Source organism: Stenotrophomonas sp. GSD10 (assembly GCF_056172695.1).
This window is the reverse complement of record NZ_JAOCMC010000002.1, coordinates 2,769,167-2,784,069: the sequence shown is the minus strand read 5'-3', so window position 1 is coordinate 2,784,069 and position 14,903 is coordinate 2,769,167. Positions and strand designations below refer to the sequence as shown.

Below are 14,903 nucleotides of genomic sequence, written 5' to 3'. Positions count from 1 at the left end.
CTGCTCCTGAATCGACGGCATCTCAATTCGCAGGCCCAGGCGCATGCGCCGGGCCCACCAGGGTGACACCATGAAATTCTCCGAAAACTGGCTGCGCAGCCACGTCCCGACCTCCGCCTCGCGCGATGAGCTGAGCGCGGTGCTGACCGCCATCGGCCTGGAAGTGGAAGAAGTGACCGCGCTCGGCGACGGCCTCGATCACGTGGTCGTGGCACGCATCGTCGAAGCGGTGCGCCATCCCGAAGCCGATCGCCTGCAGGTGTGCAAGGTCGATGCCGGGCAGGGCGAGCTGCTGCAGATCGTCTGCGGTGCGCCGAATGCGCGCCCGGGCCTGGTTGCGCCGCTGGCGATGGTCGGTGCGCAGATCGGCGAGCTGAAGATCAAGCCGGCCAAGCTGCGCGGCGTCGAATCGAACGGCATGCTGTGTTCGGCCAAGGAGCTGGGCCTGGACAACGATGCATCCGGCCTGCTGGAACTGCCGGACGATGCGCCGGTCGGCCAGACCCTGGTCGAGTACCTGGGCCTGCCCGATGCCAGCATCGAGATCAAGCTGACCCCGAACCGCGCCGACTGCTTCAGCCTGCGCGGCATCGCCTACGACGTCGCCGCAGCCACCCGCAGCGAAGTGCTGGAATTCGCCGCTGACGCCATTGCGCCGGTCGGCAGCCGTGAGCTGTCGATCCAGCTCGATGCCGGCGCTGAAGCGCCGCGCTACCTCGGCCGTGTCATCGAAGGCGTCAACGCCGCCGCCACGACTCCGCTGTGGATGGCCGAGCGCCTGCGCCGCAGTGGCGTGCGCCCGGTCTCGCTGCTGGTCGACATCACCCAGTACGTGATGCTGGAGCTGGGCCAGCCGATGCATGCCTATGACCTGGGCACCCTGCAGGGCAGCATCGCGGTGCGCCGTTCGCGCGCGGGCGAGACCCTGAAGCTGCTGGACGGCCGTGATGCCACGCTGGACGACAGCTTCCTGGTGGTCACCGACGCTGATCGTGCGGTCGGCCTGGCTGGCCTGATGGGTGGCTTCGACACCCGCGTCACCGATGCCACCACCGCCGTGTTCCTGGAGGCCGCGCACTTTGCGCCGGCCGCGATCATGGGCGCGGCCGCAAGCTGGGCCTGCACACCGATGCCGGCCACCGCTTCGAGCGTGGCGTCGATCCGGCGCTGCCGCGCACCGCCATCGAATACGCCACCCGCCTGGTGCTGGACCTGGCCGGCGGCACCCCGGCGCCGGTTACCGAGGCCGTGCGCGAGGTCGATCTGCCGCAGCCGGCGACGATCGTGCTGCGCCGCGCGCGCATCACCCGGGTGCTTGGCATCACCATCGACGATGCCGAAGTCGAGCGCATCCTGCGCGCGCTGGGCATGGACGTGGCGGCCACTGCCGAGGGCTGGCAGGTGGCCGCGCCGAGCCGCCGCTTCGACATCGCCATTGAAGAAGACCTGATCGAAGAGCTGGCCCGTATCCACGGTTACGAGCAGATTCCGACCACGCTGCCGGGCGGTGCCGCCCGCGTGGCGATGCCGAGCGAGACCCAGCTGGACGCACTGAGCGTGCGCCGCCAGCTGATCGCCCGCGACCAGCAGGAAACCGTCAATTTCGCCTTCGTCGACGACGCGCTGCTGACCCAGTGGCAGCTGCGTGACGGGCTGGTGCCGCTGGCCAACCCGCTGTCGGCGGAACTGGCGGTGATGCGCCCGTCGCTGCTGCCGGGCCTGGTCGCCACGCTGGGCCGAAATGCCGCCCGCCAGCTCGGCCGCGTGCGCCTGTTCGAGATCGGTCGGGTGTTCGCCCAGCAGGCCGGAGACGGTCAGCCCGCGCCGCTGGAAACCCCGCGCGTGGCCGCGGCGGTCTGCGGTGATGCGCAGGCGGTGCAATGGGGCCTGCCGACCCGCAAGGTCGATTTCCATGACCTGAAGGGCGACCTGGAGTCGCTGGCCGCTGCCAGTGGTGCGCAGCTGGAGTTCCGCCCGTCGGCGCGTGCCTATGGCCACCCGGCGCGTTCGGCCGAGGTGTTCCGCGATGGCGTGGCGATCGGCTGGATCGGCCAGGTCCACCCGCGCCTGGCCAAGGCCATGGACATCGAAGCCGACGTGTACGCCTTCGAGCTGGACCTGGAGCCGTTGACCGCCCGCCGCCTGCCGCGTGCCGGCGAGCTGTCGCGCTTCCCGGCGGTGCGCCGCGATCTGGCGTTCCTGGTGCCTGAACAGGTGGCCTGGGCCGACCTGGCCGCCACTGTCCGCCAGGCCGCAGGGCCGCTGCTGCGCGAGCTGAACCTGTTCGACCGGTATGTCGGCCAGGGCGTCGAGCCGGGATTCAAGAGTCTCGCTATGGGCTTGATTTTGCAGGACAAGTCGCGCACTCTGACGGACCGCGACGTGGATGCGGTGGTGGCCGAGGCGGTCACCGCCATCGAGCGTGAACACCACGCCCGGATCCGCGGCTGAGCGGGCAGCACTCGGGGGTAGCAGGCAATGGCATTGACCAAGGCGGAGATGGCGGAAAAGCTGTTCGACGAAGTCGGTCTGAACAAGCGGGAAGCCAAGGAATTCGTCGACGCGTTTTTCGATGTGCTGCGTGAAGCATTGGAACAGGGACGTCAGGTGAAGCTGTCGGGCTTCGGTAATTTCGATCTGCGGCGCAAGAACCAGCGCCCGGGTCGCAACCCCAAGACCGGCGAGGAAATTCCGATTTCCGCCCGTACGGTGGTGACCTTCCGTCCGGGCCAGAAGCTCAAGGAGCGGGTGGAAGCTTATGCTGGATCCGGGCAGTAACCGCGAACTACCGCCGATACCGGCCAAGCGCTACTTCACCATCGGTGAGGTCAGCGAGCTGTGCGACGTCAAGCCGCACGTCCTGCGCTACTGGGAAACCGAGTTTCCCAGCCTTGAGCCGGCCAAGCGCCGAGGCAACCGCCGCTACTACCAGCGCCACGACGTGCTGATGGTGCGGCAGATCCGCAGCCTGCTGTACGAACAGGGCTACACCATCGGTGGTGCACGCCTGCGTCTGGACGGCCCCGATGCCCGCGAGGAATCGGCGCTGAGCAACCAGATCATCAAGCAGGTGCGCATGGAGCTGGAAGAAGTGCTGCAGTTGTTGCGTCGCTGATCCCATTTCCATCGTAATCCGCTATACTTCACGGCCCGCCGCACTGGCGGGCACATCGCAGCATCAGTCGGGGCGTAGCGCAGCCTGGTAGCGCATCTGCCTGGGGGCAGAGGGTCGTCGGTTCGAATCCGGCCGTCCCGACCAAATACTGCGAAAGAACAAGGGCTTGCGCCATACGGTGCAGGCCCTTTTTAGTTGTGGTCACTACATGTCCACTATTCCACCACTATCGCGGCAGCGCGATACCCGTGGTGACCGGCTGCCAGGGCGCTTCGTGGCCACCCAGATAATGCTCGGTCATCGATGCGTTTCCGTGTCCCATGAGCGCCTGAATCTGCTCCGTGGTCCAGCCAGTTTCGCGCAGCAGTGCACCGCCCAGGCTGCGGATCTCGTGGAAGGTTGGCGGCGCGTCCCCCGTGATGCCGGCGGCATCGCGTGCGGTGGCGAAAGCGCGCGACAGCTGCTCGGGCAGTACCTGCGTGTGGTGCGTGCGCGTCTTGGCGCGCTTGTCCTGCGGCTTGGCGCGCTCTGGCAACCGGTGAATCACGAACGGCGAAGCCACGTCATCCTTGCACCGCTTGAGCAGGTCCGCCAGCGGGCCAGCGGTGGCGATCTGTAGCCGAACGTTCGTCGAGCCCTCGGTTTTCGATGGGACCACCCACAGGTGGCCATCGCGCACGTCGGTGAACTTCACCGTCACCACGTCCTCCCGGCGCAGCAGCGTCACCAGCGACAGATCCATGGCGTTGCGCAGCCAGGGCGCGGCCTTGTCCCATATCGCCCGGTAGACGTCCAGCGTAAGGCGCACGCGCTTCCGCTCGTGCTGGAATCGGCGCGTGGCCAAGGCGGGATTGGTGTCGATCCAGCCTTCTTCCACCGCGCAGGCGAGGATCCACCCCAACACCAGCCTGAACTGCTGGCGCGCGCGGTCGGATTCGGTCACCTCGCGGATGAAGGTGGCGCACACCTTCACCGACACGTCGGCTACCGGCTTCGAACCCAGCCCGGCCTCGATGCGGCGAATCACGCTTTCGTAGACCTCGGCCGTCTTCGGCGCCCACCTCCTGCCGGGCACGTCATCGCGGCGGAACACGACAATTGCATCAGCCACCGTCTCGCCGGGCGTCAGCACCTTCGATACCAGGTCGTTGCTGGGCATCAACATGGCATTGAGCTTCTTGGCCGCGGCGAAGGCCTTGGCCTTGTCCTTGCCCATCGAATGCTCTTTGCGCGTGATCGGGTGCCGGTACTTGAAACCGTCCCGGTGGGCGTACAGGTTCTGCGGCCAGTCTCGGCGGCCAGGCTTGCGGACACGTCCCATCATGGCAGGTTACGCCGCATCGGCCAGGACGCGCGCCACGAGATCGTCGCCGCCGGCGAGCCATTCGTGTTCGTCGATGAACCAGGTGCCGCCGACCTTGCGGCCGGGCAGCTTTCCGTCGCGCAACAGCCGCTGCAGAACCTGCAGGGACGGGCGGCTGCCCTCTTCAAAGTAGCGGTCCAGCCACCGCTCGGGGGTCATCAGTTGCATGCTGGTCTCCTTCAGTTCGTGGCCAGCGCAGCGCGCAGCTGCTCGGTGGCCCGGTTCATCTCGCCGCGCAGGCGCAGTACCTCAGCGCGCAGGCGGATCACTTCATCGGCCGCGACCACCAGCTGCTCGCGCAGCACGTCCTTGGCCGGCTGCTTCATGCGGCGCGGTTCGCGGGGAAGAGCTGGGCGCGCATCACGTGCGTCCATGCGGCAGAGCCGGCATATGCTGTGGCGCAGATACGGCGTTGGCGAGCTTTCCGGTTTCGTCCATCAACCTGATGGCGTCGAGTTCGACCTTGACTGCGCCGATGTACGTGCTGGCGACCAAGCTTGACGTTTTCGCGCGCTCGATCACCACGCTCATTTCTTCCGCACTGAGGTTGTCGTCATCCAGCCGCTCGAGCATGGCGACCAGGTGATCGCGGACGTCACTGACCTTGTTCTTCATTCGACTGCTCCTTGGTGCGTGCGTTGACCCGGCGAGTGATCCTGGACTTCAGATGGATCAACTCTTTGATTTCAGGTGGATAGCGGTTGTGGAAGCTGTTTCGCCGCATGTTTTCGGCCAACGTGACCAGCTCCAGGCGCTCGACCGTGATCTCTGATGCGGCGTATGTCTTCAGCCCTGGCCGGAACACAACGATGTGGCCAGGCGGCACCTCGCCGTGGACTTCCTCCCATACGATCACGTGCACCGGTCGCCAACGTTTGACCGGGAAGATGGAGGGGTCATCCGTGATCTTCCGCATCAGCACGTTCCGCTTGCGATCGACCTTCTCCGTGCCGATGGGCACGTAGTTCCTCGACTCACTGGCAGGACGTCCCTTCTTAAACTGGGTCTCCTTCATGCGGCCCGAGGCCCAGCCCGGCCGGCGCAGGCCTTTGTTCGCAGGGACTTGGCCAGGCTTGAAGCGCGCTGCGACTGACCCTGGTTCCTCCGTCCCATTCCAGAGGCGCGCGAGCGGCTGCGTCTCGAAGTCAGCCGCCTTCCTCAGCCCGAGCTGCGCCGCACGTCGATACACGGATGCCCGGCCGCGACCCAGGATGTGCGCGATCAGGAAGGCGGGAAAACGCGGCCAGTTAAGCCGAAGGGTCTCGTCCTCGTCTTCAGTCCAGGAGCGCCCGTTCATCCTGCGTACCTCCGCCAGCACCAGCGCAGCCCTGCGCGCGCGGCGCGGTAGCCCTGCAGCGCGAGCCAGAGAGCGCCCAGCACCAGCAGGAGCCCAACCAGGGCGAGCAGGTGGACCGTTGCAGCGGTGAGCAGCTGGTCAGCCATTGCCCACCGCCTTGGCGTCGATCATTGCGTCGATTTCCGCATCCAGACGGTCTGGGCCAAGGCTAAACATCGGCTCAAATCCGTCGTCGTGGACCGAAGGGTCATACTCTTCGCGGATCCAGCGATAGCGAGCAGCGTCGCGCTGCTGCTCCAGGTCCACCGGCTGGCGGGCGGCGAGGTAGACCGGCACGCTGTCGGCCCTTTCCTCAACGTGGACCATTACGCCGGTCACTTTGTCGTCCTCGCGCAGGGCCTTGATCGCCTCGACGCGGACATAGCCGAGCGGGACATCATTGCCGCGAGCTTGCTTCACCTTCTCCGCCAGCTCCATCAGGGTCAGGCCCGGCTGGCCGAACAGGTCAGCTGCGATCTGTGCGACCAGGCGCTGGGCTGCGCCGTCTGCCATCGTGGTGTTCATGCAACCTCCTGCAGCTGAGTGGTGACCAGTTCGGCCTCGATGAGGGCGTATCCGATGGCGTCGACCTTCGCGGCCAGGTCTTTGCGCATCTGGCGCAGCGCCATGGCGATGAAGCAGCGGTGATCGGTCAGGGCGAACTGCCGCATGCTGATGTGCAGCGCGCCTTTCAGGTCGCGGCGGAACAGGCGGTAGGTGAGGACGTGGCCGCCCATGACGCGGTCGATGGACCGGCCCCAGGCGAAGCCCTCGGTGCGCTTCGGCAGCCGGCGGTCGTAGCGGTGGTGGGTCATGCCCGATGCCCCCTCTTCATCAGTGCGGCCGCAATATCAGCTGCCGTTGCGGCGAAATCCGCTGGCGACCTGTCGGGCTTGTCGCCCCTTTTCCAGCCGCCGTAGGCGATGAGTCCGGTCACCGCCGCACACATGAAGCGATCAAACCGCGCAGCATCCCGCTGCCGCTGATGCTCGTAGCTGACCTCCTTCGCACGTGGGCGCTTCCCGGCCGCGTAACCCTTGGCATAGCCGCGCTGCTCTGCGCGCTTCTCCTGCTCGTCGTTCATGCGTGGCTCCGAAGCGGCACGCGGCGCACTGGCCCGTGCCACAGGTTGAAGGTGTTGTTGAGGCGCACCTGCAGCGGGTTCTGCTGCGGGGCAGGGAGCGGGTCGCGCAGGCGGCGCTCGGTGTTGCGGCAGGGCGCGCACGCGGCGGTGGCCTTGCCGTTGATGAGGGGAAGAACCGCAGCGGCAGCCGGGCCGCGCACTTCGTGCAGGTCTTCATGCCGGCGGATCTCCGCGCAGGCCGGCCCAGGTCAGAGGGAACGGGCCCAGCTTCAGCCGTGCCGCTGCCCGCTTCTTCGACAGGCCCAGCGCCGCGGCCACTTCCATGGTCGTGACGCGCTTCCCCTCGATTACGTGATCGAACTGCCGCGCGCGGTTGTTGCCGCCGCGCTTCGTGCCCACGTGGGGATAGTCGTAATCGAGGCCCTTCATGCCGCCTCCTGGTGGTCACCGGCGCGCAGGCTCTGCTCGAACCCGATCACCATCTGGCGGAACGGTTCCAGGTCAGCACGCAGCTTTGCGATGAACGCCTCGTCGCGGTCGAAGCGGCGCCACCACAGCTGCTTGCCCACGGCGGCCAGCGCCGGGCAGTACAGGCCGATGTGCCACCACTGCCGGCCGGTCAGCCACATGCAACCCTGGGCCTGCTCGAACACCTCGCTCGCATCGTTGTCGATGTGGAAGGCGCGCAGCTTTTCCGGGTTGATGAAGCACTTGTATTCGCTGCCGCCGTCCTCGCCGATGAAGCCGTCCGCCGAGCAGCCGTAGTCGCCGCAGTCGCTCAGGACGAACCCGGCGCGCTTCACCAGGAGTCCGGACTGCACCTCATGCTCGGCTCGGGCTTCGGGCTCCAGCTCGTGACCGCGGCGCATGGCGAACGTCTCGAAACCCTCGTCCAACGGCTCGCCGCTGATGCGCTCGATGGCCAGGCGAAAGGCGTAGTTCTTGGATGCCTCGCTGAAATCGCCGATCGGCTCACCGGCGATGGCCTTCTCGATGATGGCCGAGCGCGGCACGGCCTTGTAGCCGGCGCGCTCCATGGCGGTTTTCTCGGCCAAGCCGGACAGCACAGCGTCCACATAGGTGCGCTGCTGCTCGGTCAGCTCGCCCACGCGAGAACGAGCGGTGGCGAACATGCTGGCCGTGATGATGCCGGCGCGGGCGCGGTGCCACGCCTCGCTGCCCTGGTCGCACCCGATGACGATCACAGCGGCACCTCTTCATCGGCTGCCGACTGTTGCTCGGCATCCTCCACGTCCGTGGCGCTGGCACGGTCGGCGATGCCCTTCAGGGTTTCGTGGCCGGCGGTGCCGATCAGCTGGCGCTGTTCCTTGGACAGGCGGCCCCAGGCGCCCTGGTATTCCTCGATGCCGCACTCGGCGAATTCCTGCAGGCTGGCATACAGCGCCTGCCGTTCCGGGGTGTCCTGCGGATCGGCCGGCTGCTGGCGGGTGATGGCGCCGGCGGTGGAGGACCGGCGCTCTTCGCGCACCGATTCGACATCGATGATGGCCTTTCCTTCCATCTCCTCGGCGGTCGGCTGGGCGCCCACAGCCTCCGGGAATGCCTTGCGCAAGGCCAATGCTTCAGCGCACTTCTCCAGCTGCCCGAAGGGGCGCTTCTTCCACATGACATTCGGTGCGTCGCTGTCGCGCTTGGCGGTCGCGTAGCTCTCCAGCCAGTACACCTTGCCCGTGTAACGCACAGAGTTTCCGTTCACCAGGCGGTAGACGGAAACGCTGCACCATTCCGGGTAGCGAACACGCACGCCGTTGAGGGTCTCGTCGACGATCGGTCCGAACGTGGCTTCATCCTGGCCGGCGTATTCGCCAGTGCGGTGCGCCTTGGTCCGGTACAGCTCGATGCCGGGCATGATGACGTCGCGCATGCCTGCCGGGCTGATGACCCGGTTGCCCTGCTTCTTCTCCGGCACCCACATGGGAACGATGTGGACGGGTTTGGTCATCGGGTCCAGGCCACCGGCGCGGCAATAGGCCAGCACCATGTCCACCGATTCATCAGTGGCACCGGGATACAGGCTGGTTTTCAGGGCCGTGCGGATAGCTTCGGCCTGTTCTTCGGTAATCAGTTCGCCGGCGGCGGCGCGGGTGGTCATCTGGTTCATGGGGTGCCTCAGTAGCGGATGGCCACGGCCGGGACCTTGCCCTGCACGATGGCGGTGATGACGGTGGCGGCATCGGCTTCGCTGATGCCCTGGGCGATCAGCGCGGCCATCGCGGCGCGGTTGATCGCGCGACGGTGTTCGACGTCGGCGGCGCGGGCTTCTTCTTCCTTGCGCTGGGCGTCGGCCCGCGCCTGGCGTTCCCGCTCGGCACGGTCGGCTTCGTCCCTGGCGCGGCGCTCGGCGGCCGCTACGGCTTCTGCCTTCTCGCGTTCTGCACGGGCCGCAGCGTCCTTCTCGCGCTGCTCGGCTTCGGCGGCTTCACGGGCTGCGCGCTCGTTCGCTTCACGGGCCTCACGTTCGGCGCGCTCGATGGCGGCAGTTGCCTCGCGCTTCGCGTTCTCGGCGGCCTCGGCCTGCAGGCGGGCCTCACGCTGGACGCGCTCACGCTCGGCATTCTCGGCAGCGACGCGTTGGCGCTCGGCCTCTTCGGCGACCCGCACGGCTTCCTCTCGGGCTCGGATCTCTTCTTCCCGACGGGCGATATCCGCCAGGCGCGCCGCTTCTGCCTCGGCGCGGGCGCGTTCCTCGGCCTCCACGCGTTCGCGCTCGATGCGCTCCTGTTCTGCCTCCCAGTCGGTCAGCGGCTTGCGTACCTCGTCGCGCAGCGCGTCCAGGGTGTCGCGGGCCTTCTTGCGGGCGGAGTCGATGTCTCCGGTCTGCTTCTTCAGGTCGGCCACCAGCGCCTTACCGGCGTCATCAATGGCCGTCTTGGAGCGCGACACCTTGTAGGCGATCGAGGCGATTTCCTTGCGGCCGGCCACGGTCTTGACGTTCGGCACCAGGGTGACGGCCTCGGCGCGGATGCGGGCCAGCAGGTCGTCCAGGCCGCCGCCGGTGAACACCTCGACGGCGTTGACAGATTCGAGCGGGATCAGGGCTTCGGACATGGCAGTTCCTTTTTCTCGACATGAAATGAGGTGCCCGGCTTTCGGAGCCGCCGCCGGGCGGGCGGGTGCGTCCTTGCGGCGTTCAGTAGGGCTTTTCGACCTTGCCCTGGTCCTGCAGGCTCTTGACCCGGAAAAGCTCGTTGAGGATCACGTCCATCTGCTGCCCGATCTGGTTACGCAGGCCGTCTTTCAGGGCGCCGGTCACGTTGAGTGCGCTCTGCTTCATCGCGGCGCTGAAGTCCTCGGCGCAGATCGTCGTCATCAGGTATTCGGCGCGGGTGACACTGTTGTAGTCGCTGCTGGAGGGCTTGCCAGTCTTGGCATCCACCTTGGCGGCCCAGTAACCGTTGACGATCTTCTCCAGCTGCTTGCGGACAGTGGTCGACGGGCCCTCGGGCTGACCCCACTGCGTAACGCGCTGGTACTCTTCATCGAACGCGTTGTTCACTGCGGCATCGATCGCGGCCTGGATCTGCGCTTCCACGCGATCGACAAAGATGGCGTTGATGCGCTTGGCCACTTCCTTCGCAACCATGCCGGACAGGTCTTCATCGTTTCTGACGATCTGGTCTGCGGCTTGCGAAATGATCCCGGCCTTCAGTTCTTCTTCGTTGATGTTCAACATGGCAAATCCCTTTTCTCTCGTTGGATAGATGCCGGCTTTGTGGAAGGCCTGGCCGGCGCAGGCACCCGCAGGGGGCGGGCGGGGGAATGGGTTACGCGGCCAGATCGGCCTGCTGCGGAGTGGCGCTCGGCGGCGTGAGGGTCAGACGCACCTCACCGCGGCGCCATGCAGAGATCAGCTCGGCGTCTTCGTCCTCGTCCAGCAGCACCGAGACGGTGAAGCCCATGGCCACGCTGCCGCCTTCGAGCGGCTTCCAGGTGATCTTTTTCACCTTGGCATCGGCGAAGAACACCGGCTCGATGTGGTCCATCAGCGAGCCGATCGACAACTCGTAGCCTTCGAACTTGCCGGTGATGTCCTGCTCGCCCAGCAGCGGCAGGTTCAGCGCCACGAGGTCGGTGCTGCCTTCCATAGGCAGGTTCTGCTGCTGGCCCTTGTCGGCTTTCTTCCAGAACGCCGGCAGGATGGCCGGGTCGATGGTGTTGAGGATCGTGTTCGGGGCGTTCAGCGAGAACTTCAGGTCAGCCGCGGCTGCGTCTTCGTTGCCGTGCTTTTCCTTCCGCAGGTTCAGATGCGAGAACTCCGCATCGTGCTTTTCGAGCTGGAACATCGGTGGTGCCTCTCGTAGGAGCCGGCCGCGCCGGCGGGAAGTCAGGACCAGGCCAGCGGCCAGCACAGGGCGGCTGCGAGCGCGGCGGTGATGGCATAGCAGGCGAGGGCAGCGGCGAAGTCGCGCCAGCTGCGGCAGCCGAAGAAGGTCAGGAAGCGCATCAGCGGCTCCTGCGCGCGTGTCGATTCGCGTCGATCACCATCGAAGCAGCGGCGCTGCGGCTCGCTCCGATCAGCTTGCGCCGCGCTTCGGCATTCGCCTGCGCGGCCGCAAGCCCTTCAGCGGTGCGAACCCGCAGGTCTGCCTGTCGGGCTTCGGATACCTCCAGGCCCCACGCCAGCATCTGCTCGGCGGTCATCTCCCGATAGTTCGGCCACGCACTACTGCTCATCGTTGATTTCCTCCACGCACAGGCCGTCCACGGCCTCGCGGTTGCTATCGGTGTCGGTGGGTTCGCACGCGGCCAAGGCGGCGCGCAGGCGGTTGTCGGCGGCCAGCTGGTCGGCAAGGTCGCGGGCTGCGAGGGATGCGTGTGCGGCGGCCTGCAGTTCGGTGACGGCGGCGATCACCCGGCGCAGTTGTTCCGGGCTGACCTCCATCACCTTGACCGAGCTTCTGAGCAGCCACTCGCAGTCCTCCAGCGCGTCGGTCAGGATTGCCACGATGCCGCTCACGACAGCACCGCCTGCACCACGACGGCGAACGCGACGCCCATGCAGAAGGCCACGCCGTAGCTCACGGTCAGCAGCACCGCCTTGTAGTGCGCCTCGCGGTCGGCGGCGGTCATCGGGCACCGCCTACGCCGTGCCACACGAGCGAGAAGAAGCGCCGCAGCGTCATGCGCGGCGCAGCTGCGGCCATCTGTTCGCGCTTCTCCGTCACTGCGCAGTTGAAGAGGGTCACCGCCTCCGCGCGATATCCGCCCAGGGAAGTGAGGCATCCGCCCTTGCACTGCACCTGCCACTTCAGGTGGTTGGCCGCACGGTTGTGCTTGTCGTGCCAGCGCCGCATCGCCTTTGGGCGGTCGAGGCAGATCGGGCACGCAAGAGTCTTGGCGCTCATGCGGCACCGCCTTTGACGCGGGCGAGGGCGGCGCGTACGCCCTGAATCTGGCGACGGAGAACGACAAGATGATTCTGGCACTCGCCCAGCGCCACCCCAGGGCTGTAGCTGTATCCCTGTGAGGCTGCGAACTGGAATGGCCGCTCTTTGCGCATACGCAGGTATGCGCGATGGTTGCGGCAATCGCGCAGGGCGTAGTGCACGCGAAGATTCAGCACCGCCAGCACATCGACAGGGGCGCTCATGCCGCCACCTGCTGCAGGGCCATTTCCAGCAGGCGCCCGTCGATCGCCGCGGCCTCGTCCCGGGCGAGCCGGTACAGATCCTCCAGCGCGCCCGAGCCCATCAGGTCGGCCGGGTCCGTGTGGTGCAGGCGGTACAGCGCCAGCGACACCTCGGTGTAATGCGTGTCCGTGAACGTGCCGGCCGTCAGTTCCTCCGCCTCGCGGACCTTGTCCGGGTCGGTGCGGTAGGTCCGCGCCAGCTCCACCGCCTGCTCGGCAAGGTGTTCCTGCTCGTGGCGCGGATCTTCCTGGTTGTCCCAGTTGCGCTGGGCGCTACGTGCCCTGTCGCTGTATGGCTGCAGTGCCATGGTGAACCCCGTCATATGGCCCGGGTGGGCCGACGGGAGGCATTTAAACACCGCGTTTATTCGTAAGTCAACACCATGTTTAACGCGGGTGTGTAAAGTTTTGCCCGTAGGCAACAAAAAACCCCGCCGTGGCGGGGTTTGAGTGAGCAGCGAACCGGGTCAATCTTCTAGGAAGTGCTGCGAGGCGGCGGCCGCGCCGAAGTACAGGGCGATCAGCGCTAGCGGAATGAACCCGCCGTACCAAGGATCAGTGAGGAATCCAGCAACGATGCCCATTGGGAGGATGCCGACGCCGAAAATCAGTAGACCGACGATCGTCACCACCTTGCCCCATTTGGCAAACGTCAGGGCAATGCATAGCACCCACAGAGTCAGGCCAAACAGGCCTTTGCCAACGGACATGCCTCCACCCGCAAATCGCCTGGTCCCGCGGAATGCCGCGAGTGGCAGTAGCACGAACAGCCCGAAAACTAGATAGGCAGTGGAGGCGAGGAGCAGCCAGCTCGCACCACGGTTGCTCACCCATAGGAGCAGATTGAGTAAGGCGCCAGTGAAGAAGAAGGCCGCGAGACCGACGCCGACAAAAAGCAGCAGCCCAAGAACCATCCATAGTTTTTCCTTCACAACTCCCCCTTCAAGTGGTGAAACCCCTAGTTGAACCGCTCGATCCTGTTGCGCAGGTACACCTTCCCCCAATAAGCGTGCCGGCAGGCATCGGGAAAGGCTCGCCATAGCTCTTGTTGTCGCTGGCAACATGAATCACGCCGCGATCCAGCAATCGCTTGATCTGCTGCCCGTTACCCATGTTGATGAGGTAGATCCCGTCGCCGTCGAAGGAAGTGATGCCGGTATCCACCACCACGGCATCCCCCGGTTGGATGACAGGTTGCATGGAGTCGCCGTTACCAGTGATGAGCCTCAACCGGCCTGGTGCTGGCACGAAACCAACAATGCTCCGAATGTAGCCGGGTTCGAAATCGATCGCCCGGATCACCTCTGGGTAGTCGACGTTCTCCACTGCCTCACCCATGCCTGCCTCCGCGTCCAGTTGCTGAACGCGAACATAGTCATCTTTCGTCGCAGAAGTGGAGACAGGCGAGGGTCCACCGATCAGCATTGGGGGTTGGGCTTCAAGAATCCAGGTGGAGCTGATGCCGAGCATCTGCTGCGCCTTGTTCGCGCCGGCTGCAGACACGCCCGTCGGCCGGCTTTCCCAGTTCTTCAGCGTTTGCGGCGATTGGCCCAGGGCCCGCGCGACGGCCGACTGACCGCGAATCGGCGAGTCGAGTTGGGCAGCGGCGGCGTAGAGCCGCTTCATCGAGGAATGCATTTCAGCCATAGGGCATTGTCCTGCGGCTAAACATGGCGTTGTTACACGTCATGTTGACTGTACAATAAACATGGCGTTTAATCGCTGGCATGAACCAGCCAACCACGACCATGCACAAGGATTCCGAGCTGATTGACCAGCTCGGTGGCCCCGCCGAAGTGGCCCGACGACTGGGCTTCGCGATGCCCAAGGGCACGCAGCGCGTACAGAACTGGAAGTACCGGGGTATCCCGCCATACACGCGGGTGACCCGAACCGACGTGTTCGGTCCGGCGCCCGGCGACATTGAGCAGCAGACCCCGGAAACCGGGGCCGCCGCCTGACATGTACGCCGGCGGCGCTACTGCAGGGGCGCCAGCACGCGCAGTACTGATGCGAGCAGTTTCCTCGCGTCGGCTCGCGGCCCGTTCCTGGCAATCCGGCGAAGTTCCTCCAGCAGCTCTGTCTGCGCGGCGGTGCCAGCGCACATCTGTTCGATCTCGGCGAGCTGCTGCTGCAGCTCTCGGCGCTCTCGCTGGGCACGCTCCGCGGCGCGGGTCGATTGGGCTTGTCGCATTGGTAACTCCTGTGTGGGTTCGGTCGGTGTCGCAGGCCGACGCTACACAGGCTGGGGAAGGCTTCAACGGTCGGCCCCGACCGCTCGTCGGGCAGGGAAGGGGATCACCACGCTGGGCGCACCGGGCGGTTTCGGCACCGGCACCCGAGCGGGCCTGGCCT

The 14,903-nt window shown here is 66.0% G+C and carries 27 protein-coding genes, 1 tRNA gene and 1 pseudogene; 5 read left to right on the top strand and 24 right to left on the bottom strand.

Features of this window, described 5'->3' with window-relative positions; translation table 11 throughout:
• The first annotated feature begins 70 nt into the window (after positions 1–70).
• The 4 genes and pseudogenes from pheT (at position 71) to N4G47_RS13225 (ending at position 3,259) form a co-directional block, all read left to right on the top strand.
• Positions 71–2,451: pseudogene (gene pheT / locus N4G47_RS13240) on the top strand (phenylalanine--tRNA ligase subunit beta).
• A gap of 27 nt (positions 2,452–2,478) precedes the next feature.
• Positions 2,479–2,778: an integration host factor subunit alpha gene (locus N4G47_RS13235; protein WP_005410432.1), complete on the top strand. Its 300-nt coding sequence runs from the start codon at positions 2,479–2,481 to the stop codon at positions 2,776–2,778.
• Positions 2,759–3,115: a MerR family transcriptional regulator gene (locus N4G47_RS13230; protein WP_005410431.1), complete on the top strand. Its 357-nt coding sequence runs from the start codon at positions 2,759–2,761 to the stop codon at positions 3,113–3,115. Before N4G47_RS13235 ends, N4G47_RS13230 begins: the two co-directional genes overlap by 20 nt.
• A gap of 68 nt (positions 3,116–3,183) precedes the next feature.
• Positions 3,184–3,259 (top strand) — tRNA-OTHER (locus tag N4G47_RS13225).
• Between the two features lie 82 nt (positions 3,260–3,341).
• On the opposite strand, the gene N4G47_RS13220 is transcribed toward N4G47_RS13225, so the two are convergent.
• From N4G47_RS13220 to N4G47_RS13110, 23 genes are all read right to left on the bottom strand, one after another.
• Positions 3,342–4,439 carry a tyrosine-type recombinase/integrase gene (locus N4G47_RS13220; RefSeq protein WP_475287674.1) on the bottom strand — a complete coding sequence of 366 codons (1,098 nt, stop codon included), beginning with the start codon at positions 4,437–4,439 and terminating at the stop codon, positions 3,342–3,344.
• A gap of 6 nt (positions 4,440–4,445) precedes the next feature.
• Entirely contained in the window at positions 4,446–4,646 is a 201-nt protein-coding gene (locus N4G47_RS13215; protein WP_475287671.1) for a hypothetical protein, read from the bottom strand.
• 11 nt (positions 4,647–4,657) lie between these two features.
• Positions 4,658–4,852, bottom strand: a complete 195-nt coding sequence (locus tag N4G47_RS13210) for a hypothetical protein (RefSeq protein ID WP_475287670.1) — start codon at positions 4,850–4,852, stop codon at positions 4,658–4,660.
• Positions 4,839–5,093, bottom strand: a complete 255-nt coding sequence (locus tag N4G47_RS13205; RefSeq protein WP_475287668.1) for a hypothetical protein — start codon at positions 5,091–5,093, stop codon at positions 4,839–4,841. Before N4G47_RS13205 ends, N4G47_RS13210 begins: the two co-directional genes overlap by 14 nt.
• Complete coding sequence (locus tag N4G47_RS13200; RefSeq protein ID WP_475287666.1) at positions 5,074–5,775, bottom strand: HNH endonuclease family protein; 702 nt, start codon at positions 5,773–5,775, stop codon at positions 5,074–5,076. Before N4G47_RS13200 ends, N4G47_RS13205 begins: the two co-directional genes overlap by 20 nt.
• Positions 5,772–5,921 (bottom strand): hypothetical protein, encoded by a 150-nt coding sequence (locus N4G47_RS13195; protein WP_475287664.1) that lies wholly within the window; start codon positions 5,919–5,921, stop codon positions 5,772–5,774. Before N4G47_RS13195 ends, N4G47_RS13200 begins: the two co-directional genes overlap by 4 nt.
• Complete coding sequence (locus N4G47_RS13190; protein ID WP_475287662.1) at positions 5,914–6,339, bottom strand: hypothetical protein; 426 nt, start codon at positions 6,337–6,339, stop codon at positions 5,914–5,916. Before N4G47_RS13190 ends, N4G47_RS13195 begins: the two co-directional genes overlap by 8 nt.
• Positions 6,336–6,629 (bottom strand): hypothetical protein, encoded by a 294-nt coding sequence (locus N4G47_RS13185; RefSeq protein ID WP_475287660.1) that lies wholly within the window; start codon positions 6,627–6,629, stop codon positions 6,336–6,338. Before N4G47_RS13185 ends, N4G47_RS13190 begins: the two co-directional genes overlap by 4 nt.
• Positions 6,626–6,898 carry a hypothetical protein gene (locus tag N4G47_RS13180; RefSeq protein WP_475287658.1) on the bottom strand — a complete coding sequence of 91 codons (273 nt, stop codon included), beginning with the start codon at positions 6,896–6,898 and terminating at the stop codon, positions 6,626–6,628. The genes N4G47_RS13185 and N4G47_RS13180 overlap by 4 nt, the downstream gene beginning before the upstream one ends.
• Positions 6,895–7,098 carry a hypothetical protein gene (locus N4G47_RS13175; RefSeq protein WP_475287657.1) on the bottom strand — a complete coding sequence of 68 codons (204 nt, stop codon included), beginning with the start codon at positions 7,096–7,098 and terminating at the stop codon, positions 6,895–6,897. Before N4G47_RS13175 ends, N4G47_RS13180 begins: the two co-directional genes overlap by 4 nt.
• Before the next feature lie 13 nt (positions 7,099–7,111).
• A complete protein-coding gene (locus tag N4G47_RS13170) occupies positions 7,112–7,327 on the bottom strand; it encodes a hypothetical protein (RefSeq protein ID WP_475287655.1) in 216 nt (71 codons plus the stop codon).
• A complete protein-coding gene (locus N4G47_RS13165; RefSeq protein WP_475287653.1) occupies positions 7,324–8,103 on the bottom strand; it encodes a lambda exonuclease family protein in 780 nt (259 codons plus the stop codon). The genes N4G47_RS13170 and N4G47_RS13165 overlap by 4 nt, the downstream gene beginning before the upstream one ends.
• Positions 8,100–9,020: a phage recombination protein Bet gene (gene bet / locus N4G47_RS13160; protein ID WP_475287652.1), complete on the bottom strand. Its 921-nt coding sequence runs from the start codon at positions 9,018–9,020 to the stop codon at positions 8,100–8,102. The genes N4G47_RS13165 and bet overlap by 4 nt, the downstream gene beginning before the upstream one ends.
• An 8-nt stretch (positions 9,021–9,028) precedes the next feature.
• Positions 9,029–9,967 carry a hypothetical protein gene (locus N4G47_RS13155; RefSeq protein WP_475287650.1) on the bottom strand — a complete coding sequence of 313 codons (939 nt, stop codon included), beginning with the start codon at positions 9,965–9,967 and terminating at the stop codon, positions 9,029–9,031.
• Between the two features lie 82 nt (positions 9,968–10,049).
• Positions 10,050–10,592 carry a hypothetical protein gene (locus N4G47_RS13150; protein WP_475287648.1) on the bottom strand — a complete coding sequence of 181 codons (543 nt, stop codon included), beginning with the start codon at positions 10,590–10,592 and terminating at the stop codon, positions 10,050–10,052.
• A 91-nt stretch (positions 10,593–10,683) separates the two neighbouring features.
• A complete protein-coding gene (locus N4G47_RS13145; protein ID WP_475287646.1) occupies positions 10,684–11,202 on the bottom strand; it encodes a hypothetical protein in 519 nt (172 codons plus the stop codon).
• A gap of 160 nt (positions 11,203–11,362) precedes the next feature.
• Positions 11,363–11,593: a hypothetical protein gene (locus N4G47_RS13140; protein WP_475287644.1), complete on the bottom strand. Its 231-nt coding sequence runs from the start codon at positions 11,591–11,593 to the stop codon at positions 11,363–11,365.
• A complete protein-coding gene (locus N4G47_RS13135) occupies positions 11,583–11,864 on the bottom strand; it encodes a hypothetical protein (protein WP_475287642.1) in 282 nt (93 codons plus the stop codon). The genes N4G47_RS13140 and N4G47_RS13135 overlap by 11 nt, the downstream gene beginning before the upstream one ends.
• 121 nt (positions 11,865–11,985) lie before the next feature.
• Positions 11,986–12,264: a hypothetical protein gene (locus tag N4G47_RS13130; protein ID WP_475287640.1), complete on the bottom strand. Its 279-nt coding sequence runs from the start codon at positions 12,262–12,264 to the stop codon at positions 11,986–11,988.
• The gene (locus N4G47_RS13125; RefSeq protein WP_475287639.1) at positions 12,261–12,509 is read right to left on the bottom strand and encodes a hypothetical protein; all 249 of its coding nucleotides are present in this window, start codon (positions 12,507–12,509) and stop codon (positions 12,261–12,263) included. Before N4G47_RS13125 ends, N4G47_RS13130 begins: the two co-directional genes overlap by 4 nt.
• Positions 12,506–12,856, bottom strand: a complete 351-nt coding sequence (locus N4G47_RS13120) for a hypothetical protein (protein ID WP_475287637.1) — start codon at positions 12,854–12,856, stop codon at positions 12,506–12,508. The genes N4G47_RS13125 and N4G47_RS13120 overlap by 4 nt, the downstream gene beginning before the upstream one ends.
• A gap of 159 nt (positions 12,857–13,015) precedes the next feature.
• The gene (locus N4G47_RS13115) at positions 13,016–13,462 is read right to left on the bottom strand and encodes a hypothetical protein (protein WP_475287635.1); all 447 of its coding nucleotides are present in this window, start codon (positions 13,460–13,462) and stop codon (positions 13,016–13,018) included.
• Positions 13,463–13,490: 28 nt separating this feature from the next.
• Positions 13,491–14,174 carry a LexA family transcriptional regulator gene (locus N4G47_RS13110; protein ID WP_475287633.1) on the bottom strand — a complete coding sequence of 228 codons (684 nt, stop codon included), beginning with the start codon at positions 14,172–14,174 and terminating at the stop codon, positions 13,491–13,493.
• A 101-nt stretch (positions 14,175–14,275) separates the two neighbouring features.
• Here N4G47_RS13110 and N4G47_RS13105 point away from each other — a divergent pair, with 101 nt between their 5' ends.
• On the top strand, positions 14,276–14,509 hold the full coding sequence (locus N4G47_RS13105) for a hypothetical protein (RefSeq protein WP_475287631.1): 234 nt from the start codon (positions 14,276–14,278) through the stop codon (positions 14,507–14,509).
• A 17-nt stretch (positions 14,510–14,526) separates the two neighbouring features.
• Here N4G47_RS13105 and N4G47_RS13100 read toward each other — a convergent pair whose 3' ends face one another.
• Complete coding sequence (locus N4G47_RS13100) at positions 14,527–14,742, bottom strand: hypothetical protein (protein ID WP_475287629.1); 216 nt, start codon at positions 14,740–14,742, stop codon at positions 14,527–14,529.
• Positions 14,743–14,903 lie beyond the last annotated feature (161 nt).